Annotated in this window: 24 protein-coding genes and 1 riboswitch; of the genes, 14 read left to right on the top strand and 10 right to left on the bottom strand. The window is 72.6% G+C overall.

What is annotated here, in order from left to right; translation table 11 throughout:
- Nucleotide 1: 1 nt before the first annotated feature.
- Together CRM73_RS09340 and CRM73_RS09335 are read left to right on the top strand one after the other, a co-directional pair.
- Nucleotides 2–871: a 3-hydroxyacyl-CoA dehydrogenase family protein gene (locus tag CRM73_RS09340; protein WP_115163077.1), complete on the top strand. Its 870-nt coding sequence runs from the start codon at nt 2–4 to the stop codon at nt 869–871.
- 79 nt (nt 872–950) lie between these two features.
- Nucleotides 951–1661 (top strand): tyrosine-protein phosphatase, encoded by a 711-nt coding sequence (locus CRM73_RS09335; RefSeq protein WP_017833097.1) that lies wholly within the window; start codon nt 951–953, stop codon nt 1659–1661.
- A 36-nt stretch (nt 1662–1697) separates the two neighbouring features.
- On the opposite strand, the gene CRM73_RS09330 is transcribed toward CRM73_RS09335, so the two are convergent.
- A complete protein-coding gene (locus tag CRM73_RS09330; RefSeq protein WP_017833096.1) occupies nt 1698–2135 on the bottom strand; it encodes a PaaI family thioesterase in 438 nt (145 codons plus the stop codon).
- A 103-nt stretch (nt 2136–2238) separates the two neighbouring features.
- Here CRM73_RS09330 and paaZ point away from each other — a divergent pair, with 103 nt between their 5' ends.
- Nucleotides 2239–4383 (top strand): phenylacetic acid degradation bifunctional protein PaaZ, encoded by a 2145-nt coding sequence (gene paaZ, locus CRM73_RS09325; protein ID WP_051063744.1) that lies wholly within the window; start codon nt 2239–2241, stop codon nt 4381–4383.
- 145 nt (nt 4384–4528) lie between these two features.
- Here the strand turns inward: paaZ and CRM73_RS09320 are convergent, their stop codons facing one another.
- From CRM73_RS09320 to CRM73_RS09310, 3 genes are all read right to left on the bottom strand, one after another.
- Nucleotides 4529–5152, bottom strand: a complete 624-nt coding sequence (locus CRM73_RS09320; protein ID WP_109268533.1) for a TetR/AcrR family transcriptional regulator — start codon at nt 5150–5152, stop codon at nt 4529–4531.
- Between the two features lie 105 nt (nt 5153–5257).
- Complete coding sequence (locus tag CRM73_RS09315; RefSeq protein WP_229587479.1) at nt 5258–6601, bottom strand: AMP-binding protein; 1344 nt, start codon at nt 6599–6601, stop codon at nt 5258–5260.
- Between the two features lies 1 nt (nt 6602).
- Nucleotides 6603–7118 carry a hotdog fold thioesterase gene (locus tag CRM73_RS09310; protein ID WP_126350413.1) on the bottom strand — a complete coding sequence of 172 codons (516 nt, stop codon included), beginning with the start codon at nt 7116–7118 and terminating at the stop codon, nt 6603–6605.
- A gap of 212 nt (nt 7119–7330) precedes the next feature.
- On the opposite strand from CRM73_RS09310, the gene paaA reads away from it, so the two are divergent.
- The 7 genes from paaA to CRM73_RS09275 all read left to right on the top strand — a co-directional run bounded on the left by paaA (nt 7331) and on the right by CRM73_RS09275 (nt 14176).
- A complete protein-coding gene (paaA, locus tag CRM73_RS09305; protein ID WP_109268536.1) occupies nt 7331–8347 on the top strand; it encodes a 1,2-phenylacetyl-CoA epoxidase subunit PaaA in 1017 nt (338 codons plus the stop codon).
- 2 nt (nt 8348–8349) lie between these two features.
- Nucleotides 8350–8667, top strand: a complete 318-nt coding sequence (paaB, locus tag CRM73_RS09300; RefSeq protein ID WP_017833090.1) for a 1,2-phenylacetyl-CoA epoxidase subunit PaaB — start codon at nt 8350–8352, stop codon at nt 8665–8667.
- Nucleotides 8664–9491, top strand: coding sequence for a 1,2-phenylacetyl-CoA epoxidase subunit PaaC (gene paaC / locus CRM73_RS09295; protein WP_229587477.1), 828 nt, complete (start codon nt 8664–8666; stop codon nt 9489–9491). The genes paaB and paaC overlap by 4 nt, the downstream gene beginning before the upstream one ends.
- Nucleotides 9492–9498: 7 nt before the next feature.
- Entirely contained in the window at nt 9499–10044 is a 546-nt protein-coding gene (gene paaD, locus CRM73_RS09290) for a 1,2-phenylacetyl-CoA epoxidase subunit PaaD (protein WP_229587475.1), read from the top strand.
- Entirely contained in the window at nt 10044–11204 is a 1161-nt protein-coding gene (paaE, locus tag CRM73_RS09285) for a 1,2-phenylacetyl-CoA epoxidase subunit PaaE (RefSeq protein WP_229587474.1), read from the top strand. The genes paaD and paaE overlap by 1 nt, the downstream gene beginning before the upstream one ends.
- 88 nt (nt 11205–11292) lie before the next feature.
- Nucleotides 11293–12069, top strand: coding sequence for an enoyl-CoA hydratase/isomerase family protein (locus tag CRM73_RS09280; RefSeq protein WP_017833086.1), 777 nt, complete (start codon nt 11293–11295; stop codon nt 12067–12069).
- Between the two features lie 124 nt (nt 12070–12193).
- Nucleotides 12194–14176, top strand: coding sequence for a M13 family metallopeptidase (locus tag CRM73_RS09275; protein ID WP_136341326.1), 1983 nt, complete (start codon nt 12194–12196; stop codon nt 14174–14176).
- A 31-nt stretch (nt 14177–14207) separates the two neighbouring features.
- Here CRM73_RS09275 and CRM73_RS09270 read toward each other — a convergent pair whose 3' ends face one another.
- Together CRM73_RS09270 and CRM73_RS09265 are read right to left on the bottom strand one after the other, a co-directional pair.
- On the bottom strand, nt 14208–14564 hold the full coding sequence (locus tag CRM73_RS09270; protein WP_017833084.1) for a hypothetical protein: 357 nt from the start codon (nt 14562–14564) through the stop codon (nt 14208–14210).
- Between the two features lie 90 nt (nt 14565–14654).
- A complete protein-coding gene (locus tag CRM73_RS09265) occupies nt 14655–15461 on the bottom strand; it encodes a carbon-nitrogen hydrolase family protein (RefSeq protein WP_229587473.1) in 807 nt (268 codons plus the stop codon).
- 140 nt (nt 15462–15601) lie between these two features.
- On the opposite strand from CRM73_RS09265, the gene CRM73_RS09260 reads away from it, so the two are divergent.
- Together CRM73_RS09260 and CRM73_RS09255 are read left to right on the top strand one after the other, a co-directional pair.
- Complete coding sequence (locus tag CRM73_RS09260; protein ID WP_095649816.1) at nt 15602–15988, top strand: YidH family protein; 387 nt, start codon at nt 15602–15604, stop codon at nt 15986–15988.
- A 1-nt stretch (nt 15989) separates the two neighbouring features.
- Complete coding sequence (locus CRM73_RS09255; RefSeq protein WP_035927992.1) at nt 15990–16358, top strand: DUF202 domain-containing protein; 369 nt, start codon at nt 15990–15992, stop codon at nt 16356–16358.
- Between the two features lie 92 nt (nt 16359–16450).
- Here CRM73_RS09255 and CRM73_RS09250 read toward each other — a convergent pair whose 3' ends face one another.
- Nucleotides 16451–17737 (bottom strand): adenylosuccinate synthase, encoded by a 1287-nt coding sequence (locus CRM73_RS09250; protein WP_031282833.1) that lies wholly within the window; start codon nt 17735–17737, stop codon nt 16451–16453.
- A 235-nt stretch (nt 17738–17972) separates the two neighbouring features.
- Here CRM73_RS09250 and CRM73_RS09245 point away from each other — a divergent pair, with 235 nt between their 5' ends.
- On the top strand, nt 17973–19382 hold the full coding sequence (locus tag CRM73_RS09245) for an amino acid permease (protein ID WP_229587472.1): 1410 nt from the start codon (nt 17973–17975) through the stop codon (nt 19380–19382).
- 82 nt (nt 19383–19464) lie between these two features.
- On the opposite strand, the gene CRM73_RS09240 is transcribed toward CRM73_RS09245, so the two are convergent.
- From CRM73_RS09240 to CRM73_RS09230, 3 genes are read right to left on the bottom strand one after another with little or no spacing between them, the layout of a single operon-like run.
- Complete coding sequence (locus tag CRM73_RS09240) at nt 19465–19881, bottom strand: VOC family protein (RefSeq protein WP_229587471.1); 417 nt, start codon at nt 19879–19881, stop codon at nt 19465–19467.
- 2 nt (nt 19882–19883) lie between these two features.
- The gene (locus tag CRM73_RS09235) at nt 19884–20381 is read right to left on the bottom strand and encodes an SRPBCC family protein (protein WP_229587470.1); all 498 of its coding nucleotides are present in this window, start codon (nt 20379–20381) and stop codon (nt 19884–19886) included.
- A gap of 3 nt (nt 20382–20384) precedes the next feature.
- Nucleotides 20385–20738 carry a helix-turn-helix transcriptional regulator gene (locus tag CRM73_RS09230; protein ID WP_017833076.1) on the bottom strand — a complete coding sequence of 118 codons (354 nt, stop codon included), beginning with the start codon at nt 20736–20738 and terminating at the stop codon, nt 20385–20387.
- 251 nt (nt 20739–20989) lie between these two features.
- Nucleotides 20990–21096: riboswitch (SAM riboswitch) on the top strand.
- 70 nt (nt 21097–21166) lie between these two features.
- Between CRM73_RS09230 and CRM73_RS09225 the strand changes: the two genes are divergently transcribed.
- On the top strand, nt 21167–21904 hold a 738-nt coding region (locus CRM73_RS09225), incomplete at its 3' end, for a methylenetetrahydrofolate reductase (RefSeq protein WP_229587469.1).

Raw genomic sequence — 21904 nt, 5'->3', positions numbered from 1 at the left:
CATGACCGAGAAGCACGCACTGGCCGTTCCCGCCGTCGTCGGCGTCCTGGGCGGAGGCCGCATGGGCGCGGGCATCGCCCACGCCTTCCTGCTCGCCGGGGCGAGGGTGACCGTGGTGGAGCGGGACGGGCAGGCAGCGGAGGCCGCCCGCGAGCGGATCGAGCGGGACCTCGCCAAGTCCCTGGAGCGCGGGGGCGTGGACGGCAACCTGGACGAGTGGGCCGAGAACTTGACCGTCTCCCTCGACCACGCCGACTTCGCGGACTGCGAGCTCGTCGTCGAGGCCGTCCCCGAGGCGTGGGACCTGAAGGTCGCGGCCCTGCAGGAGGTCGAGCGCCACCTCCCCGAGACCGCGTGGCTGGCCACCAACACCTCCTCGCTGTCCGTGGACGGGCTGGCCGAGCAGCTGGGACGCCCCGAGCGGTTCTGCGGGCTGCACTTCTTCAACCCCGTGCCGGCCTCGAAGCTCGTGGAGGTCGTGAACTCGAAGCACACCGGCGAGGAGCTCAGGCGGCTCTCGGTGCAGTGGGTCGAGGGCCTCGGCAAGACCCCGGTGGTCGTCAACGACGCCCCCGGCTTCGCCTCGTCGCGGCTGGGCGTGGCGATCGCCCTCGAGGCCATCCGCATGGTCGAGGAGGGCGTGGCCTCTCCCGCCGACATCGACAACGCCATGGTCCTGGGCTACAGGTTCCCGGTCGGCCCCCTGGCCCTGACGGACATCGTGGGCCTGGACGTGCGCCTGGGCATCGCCGAGTACCTCGAGTCGCAGCTCGGCCCGCGCTTCGCCCCCCCGCAGCTGATGCGGGACATGGTGGCCCGCGGCGAGCTCGGCCGCAAGACCGGCAAGGGCTTCTTCGACTACGACCAGTAGCACCCGCCCCCTGCCGTCCCGCCCTCCCGGGCGCGGGCGGGCGGGACGCGCCGTCGGACTCGGGTCCTAGGGTGGGGGCATGCACGCACAGCCCGGGACCCCCGCCGCGTGGGACGGCGCGCTCAACGCCCGGCGCCTGGCCGGCGACGTGTGGCGGATGGGCCGCTCCGAGCGGCTGAGCCCCTCGGGGTGGCGCGCCGCCGCGGCGGACGGGGTGCGCACGGTCGTGGACCTGCGCAACGCGGACGAGCGGCGGCGCCGGCCCACGGACCCCGCGGACGACCCGGCCGCCCGCGCCGGCATCACGGTGCTGCACCGCCCCACCGAGGACCCCGCCCATCCGCAGTTCCCGCTGGTGGGCACGCCCTATCTGCACCACCCGCGCGGCTACCGCGACTACCTGCGGCTGTTCCCGGCCTTCCTGGCCGAGGCGGTGCGGGCGGTGGCGACCGCCGAGGGCGCCGTGGTGGTGCACTGCTCGGCCGGCCGCGACCGCACGGGGGTGCTCGCGCTGCTGCTCCTGGGGCTGGCCGGAGCGCCCCCGGAGCGCCTCGTCGCGGAGGACGAGGCCGCCGCGCGCGGGATCAACGAGTGGCACCGCGTCTCGCCCGTCCCCCACCCGGTCGAGCGCCACCACCCCGAGCACGAGCTCGCCCCGCTGCTCGCGGGGCGCCGCGCGGCCCTCGAGGAGCTGCTGGACGGGTTCGACGCCGAGCGCTGGCTCGTCGACGCCGGGCTGTCGCCCGAGGAGCTGGCCGCCCTGCGCCGGCGGCTCCACAGCCCGTCCTGACCCGCCGGCGGGCGGACCCCGGGCCTGGTTCCCGGTCTAGCCCTCGGCGGGGTTCGTGGCCTGCTGCGGCTTGTCCTTGAGGAAGTTGGTGATCCGCACGGTGCACAGCCGGGCGCCGTCCTCGTGCTCGAGGACCACCTCGTGGCACGTGAGGGAGCGTCCGAGCTGCAGGGCGGTGGCCGTGGCGGTCACGGTGCCCGTGCGGGATGACCGGTGGTGGGTGGCGTTGACGTCCACGCCCACGGCGACCTTGCCCATCGTGGAGGCGTGGATCACCGCGGCCCAGGAACCGACGGCCTCGCCGAGGGCCACCATGGCGCCGCCGTGGAGCAGGCCCAGCGACTGGCGGTTGCCCTCGACGGGCATGGAGGCGACCACGCGCTCCGCCGACTCCTCGAGGACGGTGACGCCCATCTTCTCGTCGAGCTCGCCCAGGACGATGCGCCAGGGCTCGTGGGTCTCGGTCGTGGTCATGGCACTCCTCGGGCGCTCGGCGACGGGGCAGGACCACCGTGGGGCAGTGGTCCCGGGGTGTGACGTAGGTTATCGTGGTCATAATACCGAACGATCGGTCAGGATGCGGGCGACGGACCGGCCGCCCGCGCGCACCCGAGCGAAAGGACCACGCACCGTGGCAGCACAGACCCAGACCATCCTCCCCAGCTACCTGAGGGGCCGGTGGTGGTCGCCGGAGAACCCGCAGAAGGTGACGGAGGTGGCCGACGCCTCGACCGGCGAGGTCGTGGCGCGCGTGTCCACGGACGGCATCGACATCGCCTCCGCCGTGGACTACGGCCGGACCGTGGGGCAGCGCTCCCTCGGGGAGCTCACCATCCACGAGCGGGCGCTCAAGCTCAAGGAGCTCGCCCAGTACCTCACCGAGCACAAGCAGGAGCTCTACGACGTCTCCTACTCGACCGGGGCCACGCTGAAGGACCACTTCTTCGACGTGGACGGCGGCATCGGCACCCTCTTCACGTTCTCCTCCAAGGGCCGGCGCGAGCTGCCCAACGCCAACGTCGTCGTGGACGGGGCGGTGGAGCAGCTCTCCAAGGACGGGTCCTTCCTGGGCGAGCACATCTACACCCGCATGCCCGGCGTCGCCGTGCAGATCAACGCGTTCAACTTCCCGGTGTGGGGCATGCTCGAGAAGTTCGCCCCCGCCTTCATCGCCGGCATGCCGACCCTGGTGAAGCCGGCCACGCCGACCGGCTACGTCACGGCCGCCTGCGTGCGCCTGATGATCGACTCCGGCATCCTGCCGGAGGGCTCCCTGCAGCTGGTCTCCGGCTCCGCCCGGGACCTGCTCGACCACCTGGACTACCGCGACCACGTGGCCTTCACCGGCTCCGCCGGCACCGCGCAGTCGCTGCGCCACCACGAGAACGTCATCGACGGCGGAGTGCGCTTCACCGCCGAGACGGACTCCCTCAACGCCGCGATCCTCGGCCCCGACGCCACCCCGGAGACCCCGGAGTTCGACGCCTTCGTGAAGGCGGTGTTCGTCGAGATCACCTCCAAGGCCGGGCAGAAGTGCACGGCCATCCGGCGCGTCATCGTCCCGCAGGACCGCGTGGAGGACGTCGTGGCCGCCGTCGCCGAGCGCGTGCAGCAGCGCGTGGTCATCGGCGACCCGCGCACCGAGGGCGTCACCATGGGCGCCCTGGCCTCCAAGGAGCAGCAGGGCGAGGTCCGCAAGGCCGTGGAGCGCCTGGTCGCCGCCGGCGGCACCGTCCGCCTGGGCGGCCCGGACGCCTCCGTCGGCGACGCCGACACCGGGGCGGGCGCCTTCTTCCCCGTCACGGTGCTGTCCTTCGACGACCCGGACACCCCGGAGGTGCACTTCGTCGAGGCCTTCGGCCCCGTCACCTCCGTGCTCGGCTACACCGACGTCGACGACGCCGTGCGGCTCGCCGCGCTCGGCGGCGGCTCGCTCGTGGCGACCGTGTGCACGAACGACGGCGCGACCGCCGCCCGGTTCACCGCGGGCATCGGCTCGCACCACGGGCGCGTGCACTTCCTCAACCGCCAGGACGCGAAGACCTCCACCGGCCACGGCTCCCCCATGCCGCACCTCGTCCACGGCGGCCCCGGCCGCGCCGGCGGCGGCGAGGAGCTGGGCGGCGTGCGCGGCGTCAAGCACTACATGCAGCGCACCGCGATCCAGGGGCCCCCGGACATCCTCACGGCGGTGACCGGGGTCTGGCACCGGGGCGCCGCGGCGAACACCGTGACCCGCGAGGCGGTCGAGAACGGCACCGGCGAGCACCCGTTCCGCAAGTCCCTGGAGACGCTGCGGATCGGCGACCAGTTCGCCTCCGAGCTGCGCACCGTGACCCTCGAGGACATCACCGAGTTCGCCGAGAAGACCGGCGACACCTTCTACGCGCACACCGACGAGGAGGCCGCCACGGCCAACCCGTTCTTCCCGCGCCGGGTGGCCCACGGCTACCTGCTGGTCTCCTGGGCCGCCGGGCTGTTCGTGGAGCCCGCCCCCGGTCCCGTCCTGGCGAACTACGGCCTGGAGAACCTGCGCTTCATCACGCCGGTGACCTACGACGACCACATCCGGGTGACCCTCACCGCCAAGCAGATCACCCCGCGGGTCACCGACGAGTACGGCGAGGTCTGCTGGGACGCGATCCTGCACAACCAGCACGACGAGATCGTGGCGACCTACGACGTGCTGACCCTGGTCGCGAAGACCTGGCCCACCGCCTGACCCGGGCGAGACCCGCCCCGGACTGCCGGGTCCCCACGAAGCACGCGATCCCCCACGCACCGGGCGTGGGGGATCGCGTGCTTCGGGGGACCCGGCGGCGAGCGGCCTCCGCGGTCGGGGCTCGGCGGAGCGACCGGGCGAGGGCTCAGGAGGCCCGCAGCCCCGAGAAGGCGAGCGCGACCACGGTGTCGGCCAGCCCGTCGTCGGCCCTGTCCGGGTCCGGACGGTACCAGTCGACGATCGAGTTGATCATGCCCAGGAGCAGCCGCGAGGCGGACCGGCCGCTGAGGTCGCGGCGCAGGTCGCCCTCCGCCTGCGCCTGCTCGATGAGCGCGCCGACCCGGCGGGTGACCGTGCGGCGGCGCTCGAGCGCCCTCGTCTCGACCTCCGAGTTGCCCCGCAGCCGCAGCAGCAGGGTCACGTACGGCATCTGCTCCACGAGCACGTGCACGGTCCCGCGGATCACCTGCTCGAGCCGCTCGACCGCCGGGGCCTGCGTCCGCTCGGCGGCGGCCAGGACCTCCTCGAGCGCGTCGAGGGCCCGGCCCAGCGCCTGCTCGAGGATCTCCTCCTTGGACTCCACGTGGTGGTAGATCGCGGACTTGGAGATCCCCAGGTGCTTGGACAGCGTTCCCATCGACGTGGCGTCGTAGCCGTGCACGTTGAAGACCTCCACGCACACGGCGAGCAGCGTCTCGCGGTCGTAGCCGGGCCGGCCCCGGCGCGGGGCCGCGCCGTCCGGAGGGGCGGGCGCCGGTGCGTGCGTCATGGGGACCTCGATCTCGGTGGGGACGGGCAGGACAACGATCTTATGCCGCGGCGGGCCCCCGGGCCGTCCCGGGGGCCAGCCGCGGCACGGGTCGGCGCCGGTGCGTCACGCGTCCTTGCGGTGGTCGTAGACGCGGCGCAGCTTGCCGGAGGACCGGGCGAGGGTCCCCGGCTCGGCGATCCGGATCGAGGCCGAGGAGCCGATCTTCGTCTTGATGGCGTGCAGGAGCTTCTGGCCGCCCGCCTCGGCGGCCTCGACGGTCACCTGCTCGCGCCGCTCGATGTTGATGGTCATCTGGTCCATCCGGTGCGGACGGGTGATCTCGAGCGTGAAGTGCGGGCTCAGCTCCGGCACCTGCAGGGCGAGCTCCTCGATCTGGGAGGGGAACAGGTTGACCCCGCGCAGGATGATCATGTCGTCGGAGCGGCCCGTGATCCGGCCCATCCGCCGGTGCCCGGGCCGGTCCGTGCCGGGCAGCAGTCGGGTCAGGTCGTGGGTGCGGTAGCGGATGATCGGCAGGGCCTCCTTGGTGAGCGCCGTGAAGACGAGCTCGCCGGGCCGGCCCGTGTCCTGGACCTCGTCCGTGAACGGGTCGATGATCTCGGGGCGGAAGTGGTCCTCCCAGATGTGCGAGCCGTCCTTGGACGCGGCGGACTCGCCGGCCACGCCGGGGCCCATGACCTCGGAGAGGCCGTAGATGTCGCACGCGTCGACGTCGAAGGCCGTCTCGATCTCGCGGCGCATCTCCTCGGTCCAGGGCTCCGCCCCGAGCACCGCGGTGCGCAACGACGTCTCCCGCGGGTCCAGGCCGAGCTTCCTGAAGCCGTCGGCGATGGTCAGCAGGTAGGTGGGGGTCGAGAGGATGGCCTCGGGCTGGAAGTCCCGGATCATCTGGACCTGCTTCTCGGTCTGCCCGCCGGACATCGGGATGACGGCGCAGCCCAGGCGCTCGGCGCCGTAGTGGGCACCGAGCCCGCCCGTGAACAGACCGTAGCCGTAGGCGTTGTGCACCTTGTCCCCGGGGCGCACGCCCGAGAGCCGGAAGCAGCGGGCCACGAGGCCCGCCCAGGTGTCGATGTCGTTCTGCGTGTAGGCCACCACGGTGGGCTGCCCGGTGGTGCCGGAGGAGGCGTGGATCCGCCGGACCTCGGACATCGGCACCGCGAGGGACTTGAACGGATACTCCTTCCGCAGGAACTCCTTGTCCGTGTACGGGAAGAGCCGGAGGTCCTCGAGCTCCTTGAAGTCGCCGGGGTGCACGCCGTGCGCGTCGAAGAGCTCCGTGTAGGCGGCGACGTTCTCGTAGGCGTGGTGCAGGGTCCAGCGCAGCCGCTCGACCTGCAGGGACTCGATCTGGTCCCGGCTCATCGTCTCCTCGGGGTCCGGCTGCGACCGGTCCGCCGGGGCGGGGGCGGGGGTGTAGGGGTTCGGGACGGAGCACTCGGTCATGTCAGACTTCCTCGGGCTGCGGGGCGGACGGCTGGGCGGACTGCAGGACGGGCTGCGCGGCCGGGTCCCCGGCAGGGTCCTCGGCAGGGCGCTCCGCGGGCTTCGCCGCGCGGAGGGCGGGGTTGGGGATGGTGCGGCTGCGGCCCCGGAACTCGGCGATGAGCCGGCCGTCGGCCAGGACCTGGATGTCGTAGACGCCGCTGCGCCCCGCCTGGGCGCGCACGGTCCCCACGGCGGTGAGCTCCTGCCCGCGGTAGGCCGAGGCGAGGAAGTTGATGTCCACTCCCGCGGCCACCGTGATGGTGGTGCCGTCCCCGGCGGGGTCGTTGCAGGCGAGGGCGAAGCAGGTGTCCGCGAAGGCGAAGACCATGCCGCCGTGGGCGATGCCGAACCCGTTGAGCATCTCCTCCCGCAGGGTCATGCGGATCTGGGCGTGGCCGTACTCGGCACGGTCCACGGTGATGCCCATCCAGCGCGAGGTGTGGTCCCCCGCGAGGATCGGATGGCCCTGGGACATGTAACTCTCCTCACAGTTCACGACCGAATGTTCAGTAGACAATCCCACTCCGCCGCCCGTGTCAACCCGCACCGCCCCGGAGGAGCGTGGGGGCACGCCATCGGCGTCACCTGTTGACGCCACCCCCGGGGGCTTATATTCTGAACGAACGGTCAGTTAGTCGCGTGCGGCCCTCCCGCCCCGCGGCGCCATCTCGTCGGAAGAGGGACACCATGACTACGCAGAACACGGGGCTCCACGCCGTGCCCGCCGCGGACGCGGCCGAGCAGGCGGAGCTGGACCGCGCGGGCGAGCAGCACTTCGACCGCATCATCGCCGAGGACTCCCGGATCGAGCCGCGCGACTGGATGCCCGCCGCCTACCGCAAGACCCTGGTCCGCCAGGTCTCGCAGCACGCCCACTCCGAGATCATCGGCATGCAGCCGGAGGGCAACTGGATCTCCCGGGCGCCGTCCCTCAAGCGCAAGGCCATCCTCATGGCCAAGGTGCAGGACGAGGCCGGCCACGGGCTGTACCTCTACTCCGCCGCCGAGACCCTGGGCACCCCCCGCTCCGAGCTCAACCAGCAGCTGCTGGACGGCCGGGCCAAGTACTCCTCGATCTTCAACTACCCCGCGCGCACCTGGGCCGACATGGGCGCCATCGGCTGGCTCGTGGACGGCGCGGCGATCGCCAACCAGGTTCCGCTGTGCCGGGCCTCCTACGGCCCCTACGGCCGGGCCATGGTCCGCATCTGCAAGGAGGAGTCCTTCCACCAGCGCCAGGGCTGGGAGATCCTCTACGAGCTCTCGCACGGCACGCCCGCCCAGAAGCAGATGGCCCAGGACGCCGTGAACCGCTTCTACGGCCCCTCGCTGCAGATGTTCGGCCCCCCGGACGACGACTCGCCCAACTCGAAGCAGTCCATGGCGTGGAACATCAAGCGCTTCTCCAACGACGAGCTGCGCCAGCGCTTCGTGGACATGATCGTGGAGCAGGCCGCGGCACTGGACCTGACCCTGCCGGACCCGGACCTCAAGTGGAACGAGGAGCGCGGCCACTACGACTACGGACCGCTGGACTGGGACGAGTTCAAGGCCGTCGTCGGCGGCCGGGGCCCGTGCAACCTCCAGCGCATGCAGCGCCGCCGCACGGCGCACGAGGACGGCGCCTGGGTCCGCGAGGCCGCCGCCGCCTACGCCCGCAAGACCGCCGCGGAGCGCGCCTCCGCCGAACTCATCGGAGCCTGAGCATGAGCGAGAACACCGTGAGCCCGATCGGCGCGCCCTCGGACGAGTGGCCCCTGTGGGAGGTGTTCGTGCGGTCCTCGCGCGGGCTCTCCCACGTCCACGCCGGATCCCTGCACGCCCCGGACGCCACGATGGCCGTGCGCAACGCCCGGGACCTCTACACCCGCCGCAACGAGGGGACCTCCGTGTGGGTGGTGCCCTCCGCGGCCATCACCGCCTCGGACCCCGACTCCAAGGGCGGGTTCTTCGAGTCCGCCCAGGGCAAGAGCTACCGCCACGCCACGTACTACACCAAGAGCGAAGGGGTGAAGCACCTGTGAGCTACGCATCCCACGAGTCCGCGACCCGGCAGAGCGCGGGCGACGCCATCACCGCGGAGGACATCCGGGCCGGCGGAGCCAAGGCCCCCGAGGACGTGGCCCGCTACGCCCTGTACCTGGGCGACGACGCCCTGATGCTCGCCCAGCGCCTCGGCTGGTGGATCGCCCGGGCCCCGGAGCTCGAGGAGGACATCGCGCTGGCCAACATCGCCCTGGACCTGCTCGGGCACGCCCGCTTCCTGCTCACCTACGCGGGCACCGCGTGGGGGAAGACCGAGGACGACCTCGCCTACTTCCGCGACGAGGAGGAGTTCCGCTCCTGCCGCCTCGTGGAGCAGGAGAACGGCGACTTCGGGCAGACCATCGCCCGGCAGCTGATCTTCTCCTACTACCAGTACGAGCTCTACCGCCGCCTCGTCCGCTCCACCGACCCGACGCTCGCGGCCATCGCGGACAAGGCGCTCAAGGAGGTCGAGTACCACCAGGACCACGCGAGCCAGTGGATCCTGCGCCTGGGCCTCGGCACGGAGGAGTCCAAGCGCCGCGTCCAGGCCGGCCTCACCTACATGTGGCCCTACGTGGACGAGCTGTTCCACGACGACGAGCTCGTCGAGTCCCTCGGGGCCGTCGCCGTGCTCCCGTCTTCCCTGCGCGCCGACTTCGACCGCCGGATCACCGCGATCCTCGACGAGGCAGGACTGTCCGTCCCCGAGGTCCTGGGTGCCTGGGGCGGCGACCGCTCGGGGCAGTTCAGCGAGCAGCGCGGCCACATCCTCGCCGAGATGCAGGTGCTGGCCCGCCAGCACCCCGGCGCCACCTGGTGAGGAGGCGATGACGATGACCGGCTCCGAGCAGACGGGCGCCACGCAGGTGACCGGCCGCGAGCTGCGCCCCCGGGACGAGGCCGCCGGCCGCGTCTGGGACATCGCCGCCACGGTGAACGACCCCGAGATCCCCGTGCTCTCCATCGCCGACCTCGGCATCCTGCGGGACGCCCGGCTGGAGGGCGCGCGCGCCGTCGTCGTCATCACCCCGACCTACTCCGGGTGCCCCGCGATGGAGACCATCACCACGGACGTCACCCGGGCGCTCAACGCCGAGGGCTACGACGACGTGCGGGTCGACCTCGTGCTGCAGCCGGCGTGGACCACGGACTGGATGAGCGACGAGGGCAGGCGCAAGCTCGACGAGTACGGCATCGCCCCGCCCAGCGGCCGGACCGCCGCCGGCCCCGTCCGGCTGGGGCTCACCGTCAAGTGCCCGCGCTGCCACTCCCTGAACACCCGCGAGCTGACCCGCTTCGGGTCCACCGCCTGCAAGGCGCTCCACGTCTGCAACGAGTGCCTGGAACCCTTCGACTACTTCAAGGTGCACTGATGACCGAGATCACCGCCCCCGCCCGGCGCCGGGCCACGTTCAACACCCTCGAGGTCTCCCAGGTCCGCAAGCTCACCGCGGACTCCGTCGAGGTGGCCTTCACGGTGCCCCCGGAGCTCGTGGACGACTACGACTACCTGCCCGGTCAGTACGTGGCGCTGCGCGCCCACATCGACGGGCAGGAGGTCCGCCGGTCCTACTCGATCTGCGCGGAGCCGCGGCCGGGCGAGATCCGGGTGGCGATCAAGCAGGACATCGGCGGGGTCTTCTCCACCTGGGCCAACAGCTCCCTGAAGGCCGGCGACACGCTCGACGTCATGAACCCCCAGGGCGCGTTCATCTCCAAGCTCGGGCTCACCAGCATGAACGACCCCGAGCGGCTCGCCGCCGAGGAGGTCGCGAAGAACGCCTCGGTGCACCTCGTGGCCTTCGCCGCGGGCTCCGGGATCACCCCGATCATGGCGATCGCCAAGGCCGTGCTGCGCGCCTCGGAGTCCTCCACGTTCGACCTCGTCTACGCGAACCGCTCCGCGATGGAGGTCATGTTCGCCGAGGAGCTCGGGGACCTCAAGGACAAGTACCCGTCCCGCCTGGCGGTCCACCACGTGCTCTCCCGCGAGCAGCGGATCAGCCCGCTGATGTCCGGACGGATCGACGCCGACAAGCTCCAGGACATCCTGGACGAGGTGCTCCAGGTGGACCGGACGGACGAGTGGTTCCTGTGCGGGCCGTTCGAGCTCGTCCAGCTGTGCCGGGACACCCTCGCGGAGCGCGGCGTGGCCGAGGACAAGATCCGCTTCGAGCTCTTCAGCACCGGCCGCCCCGAGAACCCCCAGGGCCAGCAGGGCCGCGTGGTCCAGGCCGACCCCTCGGGCGAGAGCTACGACATCACGTTCAACCTCGACGGCCTGTCCAGCTCGATCGAGTCCCCGAAGAACGCGCAGGAGACGGTCCTCAACGCCGCGCTCCGGGTCCGCCCCGACGTCCCGTTCGCGTGCGCCGGCGGGGTGTGCGGCACGTGCCGCGCGAAGGTCGTCTCCGGGGAGTTCGTGATGGAGGAGAACTACGCCCTCGAGAAGGACGAGATCGAGAAGGGCTACGTGCTCACCTGCCAGACCCGCCCCACCTCCAAGCAGCTCGTCGTCGACTTCGACGCCTGAGCCGCTCGCTCCGGGGGCCCGGCACCGTGCAGGTGCCGGGCCCCCCGGGCCGTCCCGCCCCCAGTCCCGACCTCACCGAGGAGCAGCAGTGATCGACCTGACCATCGACGGATCCGTGGCCGAAGTGGTGCTGAACGCCCCCGGCAGGATGAACGCCCTGGACGAGGCGGCACTCGCCGAGCTCGGCGACGCCTACGCCGAGGCGGCGAGGGCCGGCGTCCGGGCCCTCGTGCTGCGCGGCGAGGGCCGCGGCTTCTGCGCCGGCCGCGACATCTCCGCGGTGGACCCCGCGAGCGACGACGCCCACGGCTTCCTGGCCGGGAAGGTCACCCCGCTGCTGCGCGCCATGACCCGGTTCCCCGCCCCGACGTTCGCCGCCGTGCAGGGCGCGTGCCTGGGCGTGGGGCTCGGCCTGGCGATCGCCACGGACGTGGTCTACGTCGCCGACAGCGCCAAGATCGGCTCCCCCTTCGCGAACCTGGGCGCGACCCTCGACTCGGGAGGGCACGCCCTGTTCACCGAGCGGCTCGGCGCCCACCGGACCCTGGACCTCATCTACACGGCCGAGCTGATGAGCGGCCAGGAGGCCGTGCGCTCCGGGCTGTTCAGCCGTTCGGTGCCCGCCGACGAGCTGCTCGAGCTCACCCGGGCCAAGGCGGCGGCCGTGGCCGAGGGCGCGACCGGCGCGTTCCTCGCCTCCCGCGAGCTCGTGGCCCAGATCCGCGACGAGCGCCTGGGGCTGTGGGAGTCCGTCGAGAACGAGAACCGGGTGCAGGGCGAGCTGTGCCGCAGCGCCGACTACGCCGAGGGCTTCGCCGCGTTCCAGCAGAAGCGCCCGCCGCGGTTCACCGGCGGCCGGTCCTGACCCGGGAGGACGGTCCCGCCGGGTCCGGCCCCGGGGCGCACGCGGGCCGGACCCGGGACGAACCGGGTTAAGCGGTCGGGGAACAGCCCGCCCGCTCCGCCGGGAGCCGGTTAACGTGGTGGGCATGACATCCACGGTGACCTCTTCGGTGTTCGACCTCTCCGGCTTCGACCGCTCCGTCCGCCCCCAGGACGACCTCTACCGCCACGTCAACGGCACCTGGCAGCGCCGGACCGAGATCCCCGACGACAAGCCGTCCGTGGGCGCGTTCATCGAGCTGCGGGACCAGGCGGAGGCCGCCGTGCGCGAGCTCATCACCCGGGCCCGCGCCGGGGACCCGGAGGCCGTGGAGTCCAAGATCGCGAACCTCTACGCGTCCTTCATGGACGAGGAGCGGATCGAGGCGCTCGGCGCCTCCCCCCTCGCCCCGGACCTCGCGGAGGTCGACGCCGTGGCGGACGTCCCCGGCCTGGTGCGCCACCTGGGCCGGATGATCCGCCGCGGTGCGGGCGGCCTGGTCGGCGTGGACGTCGACGCCGACCCGGGCGACCCCGAGCGCCAGCTCGTGTTCGTGGGGCAGTCGGGGCTGGGCCTGCCCGACGAGGAGTACTACCGGGACGACCAGCACGCCACGATCCGCGGGAAGTACCTGGAGCACGTGCGGACCATGCTGTCCCTGGCCGGGGTCGAGGACGCCGAGGAGCAGGCCCGCGCCGTGGTGGACCTCGAGACGCGGATCGCCGCCCACCACTGGGACAAGGTCACGGTCCGCGACCTCACCAAGATGTACAACCCCATGGGCTTCGAGGAGCTCGCGGCCTCCACCGCGGTCCTCGACTGGCGGCTCCTGGCCGAGGGCGCGGAGCTGCCCGGGACGGCGCTGCGCACCGTGGTCAACGCCCAGCCGAGCTTCTTCACCGGGGTCGAGGAGCTGCTCGTCGACGAGCTGCTGCCGGCCTGGCGGTCCTGGGCCCGCTGGCACCTGGTCTCCGCGCGCGCCTCCTACCTGTCGTCCGCGTTCGTCGAGGAGGACTTCGCCTTCTACGGCACCGTGCTCTCGGGGACCCCGCGGCTCAAGGACCGCTGGAAGCGCGGGGTCGAGCTCGTCAACGGGGTCCTCGGCGAGGCCGTGGGCGAGCTCTACGTCGCCGCGCACTTCTCCCCCACCGCCAAGGAGCGGATGGACGAGCTCGTGGCCAACCTCCTGGAGGCCTACCGCGTCTCGATCACGGGCCTGGACTGGATGACCGAGGAGACCCGCCAGGAGGCGCTGAAGAAGCTCTCCCAGTTCACCCCGAAGATCGGCTACCCCGAGAAGTGGAAGGACTACTCCTCCCTGCGGATCGACCCCGAGGACCTGGTGGGCAACCGGATCCGCACCACGGAGTTCCGGCTCGCCGAGCTCGTCCGCAAGGCGGGCCAGCCGGTGGAGAAGCACGAGTGGCTCATGACCCCGCAGACGGTCAACGCCTACTACCACCCGCTGCGCAACGAGATCGTCTTCCCGGCCGCGATCCTGCAGCCCCCGTTCTTCGACGAGGACGCCGACGACGCCGTGAACTACGGCGCGATCGGCTCCGTGATCGGCCACGAGATCGGCCACGGCTTCGACGACAAGGGCTCGACCTGCGACGGCGACGGCCGGCTGCGCAACTGGTGGACCGACGCCGACCGGCAGGCCTTCGAGGAGCGCACGGCGGAGCTGGTGCGCCAGTACGACCGCCTGGTCCCGGAGCAGCTCGCGGAGGAGGGCACGCACGTCAACGGCGAGCTCACCCTCGGGGAGAACATCGGGGACCTGGGCGGGCTCACGATCGCCCACCAGGCGTGGCGGATGTCCCGGGAGACCGGCAGCGCCTTCGGCCCCGGGGAGCTGATCGACGGCTACAGCCCCGAGCAGCGCCTCTTCCTGTCCTGGGCCTACGTGTGGCAGCAGAAGTCCCGCGACGAGGCGCTGCGCCACCGCATCGCCACCGACCCGCACTCCCCCAACGAGTTCCGGGCGAACCAGACGGTCCGCAACGTCCCCGCCTTCTACGAGGCGTTCGGGGTGCGGGAGACGGACGCGCTGTGGCTGCCCGAGGTGGAGCGCGTGCGCATCTGGTGACCGGGGGCCGGGATCCGTCCCAGCCCCCGGCTCAGCCGCCGGAGCTGACCAGGAACACGACGGCGACCAGCCACAGGACGAGGAACAGCACCAGGACGCCGAGCAGGACGGTGCCGACCCAGCCGAGCACCCGCCCGGGAACGGCGGGGGTGCCGAGCTTCTCGGCCTCCCGCGCCTGCCAGATCGCGAAGGGGCCCAGCAGGGGCAGCACCACCACGCTCAGGATGCCGAGGATCAGCGCGGTGTCGGCGTGGCTGCGGCCCACGGCGAAGCGCTCCGCCTGCCACGGCGGCGGTGGGCCCCACGGGGTCGTCGGGCCGCCGCCGGCGTGCCCGGACCCGCCGGGGCCGTCCGGGCGCGGCGGGGCATCGGAGCGGTCGTCGTCCACGGGGTCCTCCAGGGGTCGTCGGTGCAGTCGGTCAGACCGGTCGGTCGGTTCAGTCGGTCGGTCGGTTCAATCGGTCGGTCGGCGGTCGCCTCAGCCCTCGTCGGAGGGCAGCAGCTCCGCCGGGCCGAACCGGCGGTTCGCGAGCACGGGCACGGTCTCGCGCACCTCGGCGATGCGCTCGCGCGTGACGTCGGCGGTCAGCACGGTTTCGTCCTCCCCCGCCTCGGCGACCACCACGCCGAGCGGGTCGAGCACCGCGGAGCGGCCCACCGTGTGCTCGGAGCAGGTGTCCGCGGCCGCGACCCAGACGGTGTTCTCGATCGCGCGGGCCTTGAGCAGTGCCTGCCAGTGGTCCACCTTGTGCTCGCCGGCGAACCAGGCCGCGGGCACGGTGAGCAGCTCCGCCCCGGCGTCGACCACGGCGCGGCAGATCTCGGGGAAGCGCAGGTCGTAGCAGGTGATCATGCCGACCGCGAGCTCCCCGATCCGCACCACCGTGACGCCCTTGTCCCCCGGGCGGATCCGGTCGGACTCCCGGTGGCTGAAGGCGTCGTAGAGGTGGAGCTTGCGGTACGTGCCGAGGATCGCGCCCTGCGCGTCCACGGCCACGAGCGTGTTGTAGGGGCGCCCGTCGGCGGAGCCCTCGTAGCCGCCCGCGATCACGGCGACGCCGGTCTGCGCGGCCAGGAAGGACAGCTGCTGGACGAACCCGGACCAGCCGCGCAGCACCAGCTCCTCGAAGTCCTCCCCGAGGAGCTGCTCGGAGAACATGGCCTCCTCCGGGAACACCACCAGCTGCGCCCCGCCGGCCGCGGCCTGCTCGGTGAGCCGGCGCATGGTCCGCAGGTTCTCGGCCGTGTCGGCGGTGGGTGCGAACTGTCCGACGGCGATCTTCACGGGTGTCCTCCTCGGCGGGTCGCGGCTGGAGCTCCCACTGTATCCGCGACCGGTGCATCCGCGACCGGCCTGCGTCCCGGCCCGTGCCCCCGCCCGTGGCAGGATGGGGCCGACACGACCGTGCGAGCGAAGGGCAGGCGATGGGCGAGCAGTCCGAGACCCCGGGGCGACGCCGGCTGTCCGAGCGCGTGCTCGGCGGCGGGACCGCCCCCGACCCCCGGTTCACGCTGGCCAACGAGCGCACGTTCCTCGCCTGGATCCGGACCGCGCTCGCGTTCCTGGCCGGCGGGATCGCCATCGAGGCGTTCACCGCGGACCTGTTCGACGACGGCGTGCGGAAGTTCCTCGCGATCGTGCTGCTGGTGCTGAGCATGCTCCTCAGCGCGGGCGCCACGTTCCGCTGGATCGGGGTGGAGCGGAGCATGCGGCGCCAGGCCCCGCTGCCCCTGCCTTTGATCGCACCGGTGCTCGCGGTGGGCGGGGCGATCGCGGCGGGAGTGCTCGTCGTCGTCGTCCTGCAGGGCTGAGATGCCCCGCCCGCAGCTCCGCCGCCCTCCGGGGCCCCCGGACCCCCCTCGGCCGCCGCACGGGGACCCCGGGCTGCAGCCGGAGCGCACCACGATGGCCTGGGGCCGGACCCTGATGTCCTTCGTGGTGGTCTCGGCGATCTTCCTGCGCTGGCTGCCGCACCACGGGCCGTTCGTGCTGGTGCTGTTCGGCCTGGCGGTCCTCACGGCGGCGGCGATCTACGTCACGCAGCGCCCCCGCTACGTCCGCAGCGCCCGCGGCATCGTCGAGGAGGGCACGGAGCCGGAGGTCGGCGCCGTGCTGGCGACCTCGGCCGCGATGCTCGCCCTCGGCGCCCTCGGCATCTGGGTGGTCCTGGTCCTCGTCTGAGCGTTTCCCTGCCTGCCCGCGAGGTCGCACGTGCCGGCGACCGGGGCGCTCGAGGTCGCCGACGCGTGCAACCGCGCGGAGGAGAGGAGGGATCAGTTGATGAGGTCGCGCACCACGATGGTGTCGTCGCGGTCCGGGCCCACGCCGATCGCGGACATCCGGGTGCCGCTCATCGACTCGAGCGCCTCGACGTAGGCCCGGGCGTTCGCCGGCAGGTCCTCCAGGGTGCGGCAGCCGGTGATGTTCTCCTCCCACCCGGCGAAGTGCTCGAAGATCGGCTTCGCGTGGTGGAACTCGGTCTGGGTCATCGGCATCTCGTCGTGCCGGACGCCGTCGACGTCGTAGGCCACGCACACCGGGATCTGCTCGATGCCGGTGAGGACGTCGAGCTTGGTGAGGAAGTAGTCGGTGAAGCCGTTGATCCGGGAGGCGTGGCGGGCCATCACGGCGTCGTACCAGCCGGTGCGGCGGGGACGGCCCGTGTTGACGCCGAACTCGCCGCCGGTGGTGCGCAGCTGCTCGCCCATCTCGTCGAAGAGCTCGGTGGGGAACGGCCCGGCGCCCACGCGGGTGGTGTAGGCCTTGATGATGCCGATCGCCCGGGTGATGCGGGTCGGCCCGATGCCCGAGCCCACGGACGCGCCGCCCGCGGTGGGGTTGGAGGACGTCACGAACGGGTAGGTGCCGTGGTCGACGTCGAGGAAGGTCGCCTGGCCGCCCTCCATGAGCACCACCTTGTCCTCGTCGAGGGCCTGGTTGAGCAGGTAGGTCGAGTCCACGATCATCGGGGCGAGCCGGTCGGCGTAGCCCAGAAAGTACTGCACGACCTCCTCGACGTCGATGTCCCGGCGGTTGTAGAGCTTCACGAGCAGCTCGTTCTTCTGCCGCAGCGCGCCCTCGATCTTCTGCCGCAGGATCGACTCGTCCAGGACGTCCTGGACGCGGATGCCGAGCCGGCCGACCTTGTCCATGTAGGCGGGTCCGATGCCGCGGCCCGTGGTGCCGATCGCCCGCTTGCCGAGGAAGCGCTCCGAGACCTGGTCCATCGTCTGGTGGTACGGGGCCACGAGGTGGGCGTTCGCGGAGACGCGCAGCCGGGAGGTGTCCGCCCCGCGCGCCTCGAGGCCGTCGATCTCCTCGAAGAGGGCCTGGGGATTGACGACGACGCCGTTGCCGATCACGGGGACGGCGTTGGGGCTCAGGATGCCCGCCGGCAGGAGCTTGAGCTCGAACTTGTCGCCGCCCACCACCACGGTGTGCCCCGCGTTGTTGCCGCCGTTGGGCTTGACCACGTAGTCCACGCGGCCTCCCAGCAGGTCGGTGGCCTTGCCCTTGCCCTCGTCGCCCCACTGGGCGCCGACGATCACGATTGCTGGCATTGAACGACTCTCCTGCCTGGATGGAACGGGACTTCTCCCGCGGGCCCCGGCGGAGGCGCGCACCGGCCGGGCACGACAACGCCCCTGCGTCGGCCCGCTCCCACCCGCGCGACCGGGACGGCGCGACGCCGGCAGGAAGAGACCCAGGGGCTCGTACCGTGCAAGTCTAGCGGGCCGTGACCCGGGACCGGCATCCGCCGCCCCGTCCGGCGGCCGCCGCGGTCCGATACCCTCGATGCTCATGAGTTCCCCTTCCACGTGGACCCCGGGCGGGTCCCCGTCCTCCGCGCCCGCGGCCGCCCCGGGCACCCACCTCAAGGCCCGGCACCTCGTGATGATGGCCCTGGGCAGCGCGATCGGCACCGGCCTGTTCATCGGCACGGGCGCCGCGATCCGCACCGCCGGGCCGGCGGTGCTGCTGTCCTTCCTGGTGGCGTGCGTGCTGCTCGTGCTCGTGATGCGGGCGCTGGGCGAGATGGCCGCCGCGGATCCGTCCCCCGGCGCGTTCTCCACCTACGCCGAGAAGGCCATGGGCCGCACCGTGGGACGCACCCTCGGCTGGCTGTGGTGGGCGCAGATCGTGGTGGTGGTCGCGGCGGAGGCCACGGCCGCGGCCCAGCTGCTCACGGAGCTGTGGCCGGTGGCCGAGCAGTGGGTGCTGGCGTTGCTGTTCATGGTGGTGTTCACGGCGATCAACCTGGTGCGGGTGCGCACGCTCGGGGAGACCGAGTTCTGGTTCGCGCTGATGAAGGTGCTCGCGGTGCTGGCCTTCCTCGCGGTCGGGATCGCCGTGCTCCTGGGCCTGACCGAGGAGCCCTCCCCGGGGCTCGCGAACCTCACCGCCCACGGCGGCTTCCTGCCCCACGGCCCGACCGGGGTGGCCGCCGCGCTGCTCGTGGTGGTCTTCGCGTTCGGCGGCACGGAGCTCGTGACCATCGCCGCCGCGGAGACCGAGGACCCGCAGCGCAACGTGGCCCGCGCCGTGCGCACCATCCTGGTCCGGATCCTCGTCTTCTACGTGGGCGCCGTGACCGTCATGGTCCTGGTGCTGCCGTGGAACGACGAGCAGCTCTCGGTCAGCCCGTTCGTGGCCGTGCTGGAGACCGCCGGGGTGCCCGGCGCGGACGTGCTGATGGCCGTGGTCATCATCCTGGCGCTGCTCTCGGCCCTCAACGCGAACATCTACGGCGCGTCCCGGATGCTCTGGTCGCTGGCCCGCCGCGGCTCGGCGCCGCGGGCCTTCGCCGACGTCTCCGACCGCGGGGTCCCCCGGAGCGCGGTGGTCGTCTCCGTGCTCTTCGGCTTCGCCGCCGTGGTGCTGAACTACCGGTGGCCCGAGACCGTGCTGCTGTGGATGCTCAACACCGTGGGCGCGACCTGCCTGGTCGTCTGGGGGCTCGCGCTGGTCTCGCAGATCGTCCTGCGCCGCCGCGCGGACCGGGACGGCACCGAGCTGCCCCTGCGGATGTGGGCCTTCCCGTGGCTGTCGTACCTGGCGCTGGCGCTCCTCGCCGGGATCGTCCTGCTCGGGCTGCTCGACGGCGCCGTGCGGGGCCAGCTCCTGCTCACGGCCGGGCTGGTGGCGCTCATCGCCCTGGCCTCGAAGGTGCTCGGCCGCCGGGCCGAGCACGCCCCGCAGGACTGATCCGGCGGAGCCGCGGCTCCGCCGGGGCCACGGGCACAGGACATGCCGCGGTGCGCGGCCGTCGCCGGCGCCGGTGACGGTGTCAGAGGCGGTGCTCCGGCGGGATCAGCGGGCGCTCGGCGCGGACCCGCAGCTCCTGGACCGCCCACGAGTTGCCGTCGGGGTCGCTGAAGCCGAAGACGGTGCCGCCGTCCCGCTCGTCGAGCACCGTGATCCCGCTCACCTCCACGCCCCGGGACAGCAGCTCCTCGCGGGCCGCCCGGGCGTCCGCGACCACCAGCTGGAGCCCGCGCAGGGATCCGGGGGCCATCTCCCGGTGGGCGGGGAGGTTGCCCACCACGATCGAGCAGCCGGACCCGGACGGGGTCAGCTGGGCGATGTCCATCTGCTCGGTGGTGGTGTGGTGGTCGAGGTGGAAGCCGACCTGGTCCCGGTAGAACTCCACGGCCCGGTCGACGTCGCGCACCGGCACCAGCACCACCTCGAGCGTCCAGTCCACGGTCAGGCCCCGCCCTGCGCGGTCCGCCCGCCCAGCAGCTCCTCGAGCCGCTCGTAGCCCTCGGCCACGCCCTTCTCCATGCCGGATCCGACCATCCCGTCGCGGGCCTCCTGGGACGCGTGGACGGTGTGCCCGCGCAGCCGGCACCGGCCGTCGCCCAGGTCCTCGAAATACAGGTACTCCAGGTCCACGGCGTCGGGCCAGCCCTCGTACTCGAAGGTCTGGACCACGAGCTCGTTCTCGCGCACCGTGTGGAAGACGCCGCGGAAGGCGTACTCCTCGGCGCCGTCCTCGCCGCGCTGGACGAACCGGTAGGCGCCGCCGGGGCGGAACTCGAAGCCGTCGATCCGGGTCCGCAGCCCGCGCGGCCCGATCCACTGCCGGAACAGCTCGGGGTCGGCGTGGGCGCGGAAGACGTCGGCCACGGGGTGGTCGAACTCGCGCTCGAAGTCGATGAAGGGCAGGCCGTCGGGGACGGTCAGGTGCAGTGCGTGTCCCATGGTTCAGTCCTGGGTGTGCTCGCCGCGGTCCGCGGCTCGGGTGTCGAGCACGGCGTCGAGGCGGCGGAACTGCTCCTCCCGGACCAGCCGGTACCGGTCGATCCACGCGGTGAGCGCCTCGAGCCGTGCGGGGTCCAGGTGGACGGGCCGGCGCTGGGCGTCACGGGTGCGCGTGACGAGCTGCGCCTGCTCGAGGACCTGGATGTGCTTCGAGACCGCCTGGAGGGAGATCGCGAAGGGTTCCGCCAGTTCGGTGACCGTGGCCGGTCCGCGGCTGAGCCGGGCGACGATGCGGCGGCGGACCGGGTCGGCCAGGGCCAGGAAGGCCCTGTCGAGCTCGTCGTCGCCGGGATCCACGGTGTTTGTCAACTGATTCCTTGATCAACCTGTTGGTTGTCAAAGACTAGGCCGCCCGCCCCGGCCCGGCAAGACCCGAGACCGGATCGTGACGGCCCCGGACCTGCGCTCCTCATGGGCCTCGCCGCCGGTGCGTCGTCGCGCGTCCGTGTTGCGTCCTGTGACGCCGCGGTCGTCACAGTCGGCGCACCGGCGTCTTCTGGGCGCCCGCACTTGGCAGCGCAGCGGGGCAGCCGTTGGAATGGGTCCTGCATCTATCCAGAGCGGCCGAGAGACCTGGCTCGTCGACGCCGCAGCAACCATCCGCGCCCCCGCCACGGGGTGCACGGAACGGTGCTCCCGCCAGGACCGATGGAGCTGTCGCAGCCTCCCGGGTCCACTCCGGGACGGCTGCTGCCCTCCCTCGGGGTGACCCTTGGAGGAAGAACGTGACACCACGCCCGACCGCCCGGCCGGCGCCGCCGTCCCTGTCCTACGAGCTCTATCCGCCGCGCAGCGCGGCGAGCGCCGACATGCTGCTGCGGACTATCGAGGAGCTCGAGCCCACCCGTCCCGACCACGTCTCGGTGACGTACAGCGGGGACGAGCAGCGCCGGGACAGCTCGCTCGCCCTGCTCGACCACCTCCTGGCGCGCACGAGCCTGCGGCCCCTGGCCCACCTGACGTGCGTCGGCAGCACCCGGGCCGAGCTGGAGCAGACCGTGGCCGCACTGGTCCGCCGCGGCGTCCGGGGCGTCCTGGCCCTGCGCGGCGACCTCGACCCGGGGGCCGAGCCGGGCGAGCTGCGGCACGCCGGCGAGCTCGTGGAGCTCGTGCGCGAGGTCGAGCAGCGCCACACCGCGGCCCTGGCGGCCGGCCGGCTCGCCGTGGGCGTGGCCGCCTACCCGACCCGGCACCCGGAGTCGCCGTCCTTCCGGCACGACGTCGAGGTGCTGCTGGCCAAGCAGCGCTCCGGGGCGGACTTCGCGATCACGCAGGTCTACTTCCGCCCGCAGCGCTACGAGCGCCTGGTCGCGGCGGCGCGGGCGGCCGGGGTGACGATCCCGATCGTCCCGGGGATCATGCCGGTCACCGACCCGCGGCGGCTCCGGACGCTGTGCCGGCTGGCGGGCCTGGCGCCCCACCCGGGCCTGGCCGCCGCGCTGGAGGACGCGCCCGGTCCTGCC

It is taken from the genome of Kocuria sp. CCUG 69068 (assembly GCF_020833785.1).
GTDB lineage: Bacteria > Actinomycetota > Actinomycetes > Actinomycetales > Micrococcaceae > Kocuria > Kocuria rosea.
Note: the sequence above shows the minus strand (reverse complement) of the source record. Positions and strands in the feature narration are given on the sequence as shown.

Coding starts and splice junctions, on each gene's coding strand:
- CRM73_RS09340 (WP_115163077.1), top strand. CDS start 2: ATGACCGAGAAGCACGCACTGGCCGTTCCCGCCGTCGTCGGCGTCCTG.
- CRM73_RS09335 (WP_017833097.1), top strand. CDS start 951: ATGCACGCACAGCCCGGGACCCCCGCCGCGTGGGACGGCGCGCTCAAC.
- CRM73_RS09330 (WP_017833096.1), bottom strand. CDS start 2,135: ATGACCACGACCGAGACCCACGAGCCCTGGCGCATCGTCCTGGGCGAG.
- paaZ (WP_051063744.1), top strand. CDS start 2,239: ATGCGGGCGACGGACCGGCCGCCCGCGCGCACCCGAGCGAAAGGACCA.
- CRM73_RS09320 (WP_109268533.1), bottom strand. CDS start 5,152: ATGACGCACGCACCGGCGCCCGCCCCTCCGGACGGCGCGGCCCCGCGC.
- CRM73_RS09315 (WP_229587479.1), bottom strand. CDS start 6,601: ATGACCGAGTGCTCCGTCCCGAACCCCTACACCCCCGCCCCCGCCCCG.
- CRM73_RS09310 (WP_126350413.1), bottom strand. CDS start 7,118: ATGTCCCAGGGCCATCCGATCCTCGCGGGGGACCACACCTCGCGCTGG.
- paaA (WP_109268536.1), top strand. CDS start 7,331: ATGACTACGCAGAACACGGGGCTCCACGCCGTGCCCGCCGCGGACGCG.
- paaB (WP_017833090.1), top strand. CDS start 8,350: ATGAGCGAGAACACCGTGAGCCCGATCGGCGCGCCCTCGGACGAGTGG.
- paaD (WP_229587475.1), top strand. CDS start 9,499: ATGACGATGACCGGCTCCGAGCAGACGGGCGCCACGCAGGTGACCGGC.
- paaE (WP_229587474.1), top strand. CDS start 10,044: ATGACCGAGATCACCGCCCCCGCCCGGCGCCGGGCCACGTTCAACACC.
- CRM73_RS09275 (WP_136341326.1), top strand. CDS start 12,194: ATGACATCCACGGTGACCTCTTCGGTGTTCGACCTCTCCGGCTTCGAC.
- CRM73_RS09260 (WP_095649816.1), top strand. CDS start 15,602: ATGGGCGAGCAGTCCGAGACCCCGGGGCGACGCCGGCTGTCCGAGCGC.
- CRM73_RS09255 (WP_035927992.1), top strand. CDS start 15,990: ATGCCCCGCCCGCAGCTCCGCCGCCCTCCGGGGCCCCCGGACCCCCCT.
- CRM73_RS09250 (WP_031282833.1), bottom strand. CDS start 17,737: ATGCCAGCAATCGTGATCGTCGGCGCCCAGTGGGGCGACGAGGGCAAG.
- CRM73_RS09245 (WP_229587472.1), top strand. CDS start 17,973: ATGCTCATGAGTTCCCCTTCCACGTGGACCCCGGGCGGGTCCCCGTCC.
- CRM73_RS09235 (WP_229587470.1), bottom strand. CDS start 20,381: ATGGGACACGCACTGCACCTGACCGTCCCCGACGGCCTGCCCTTCATC.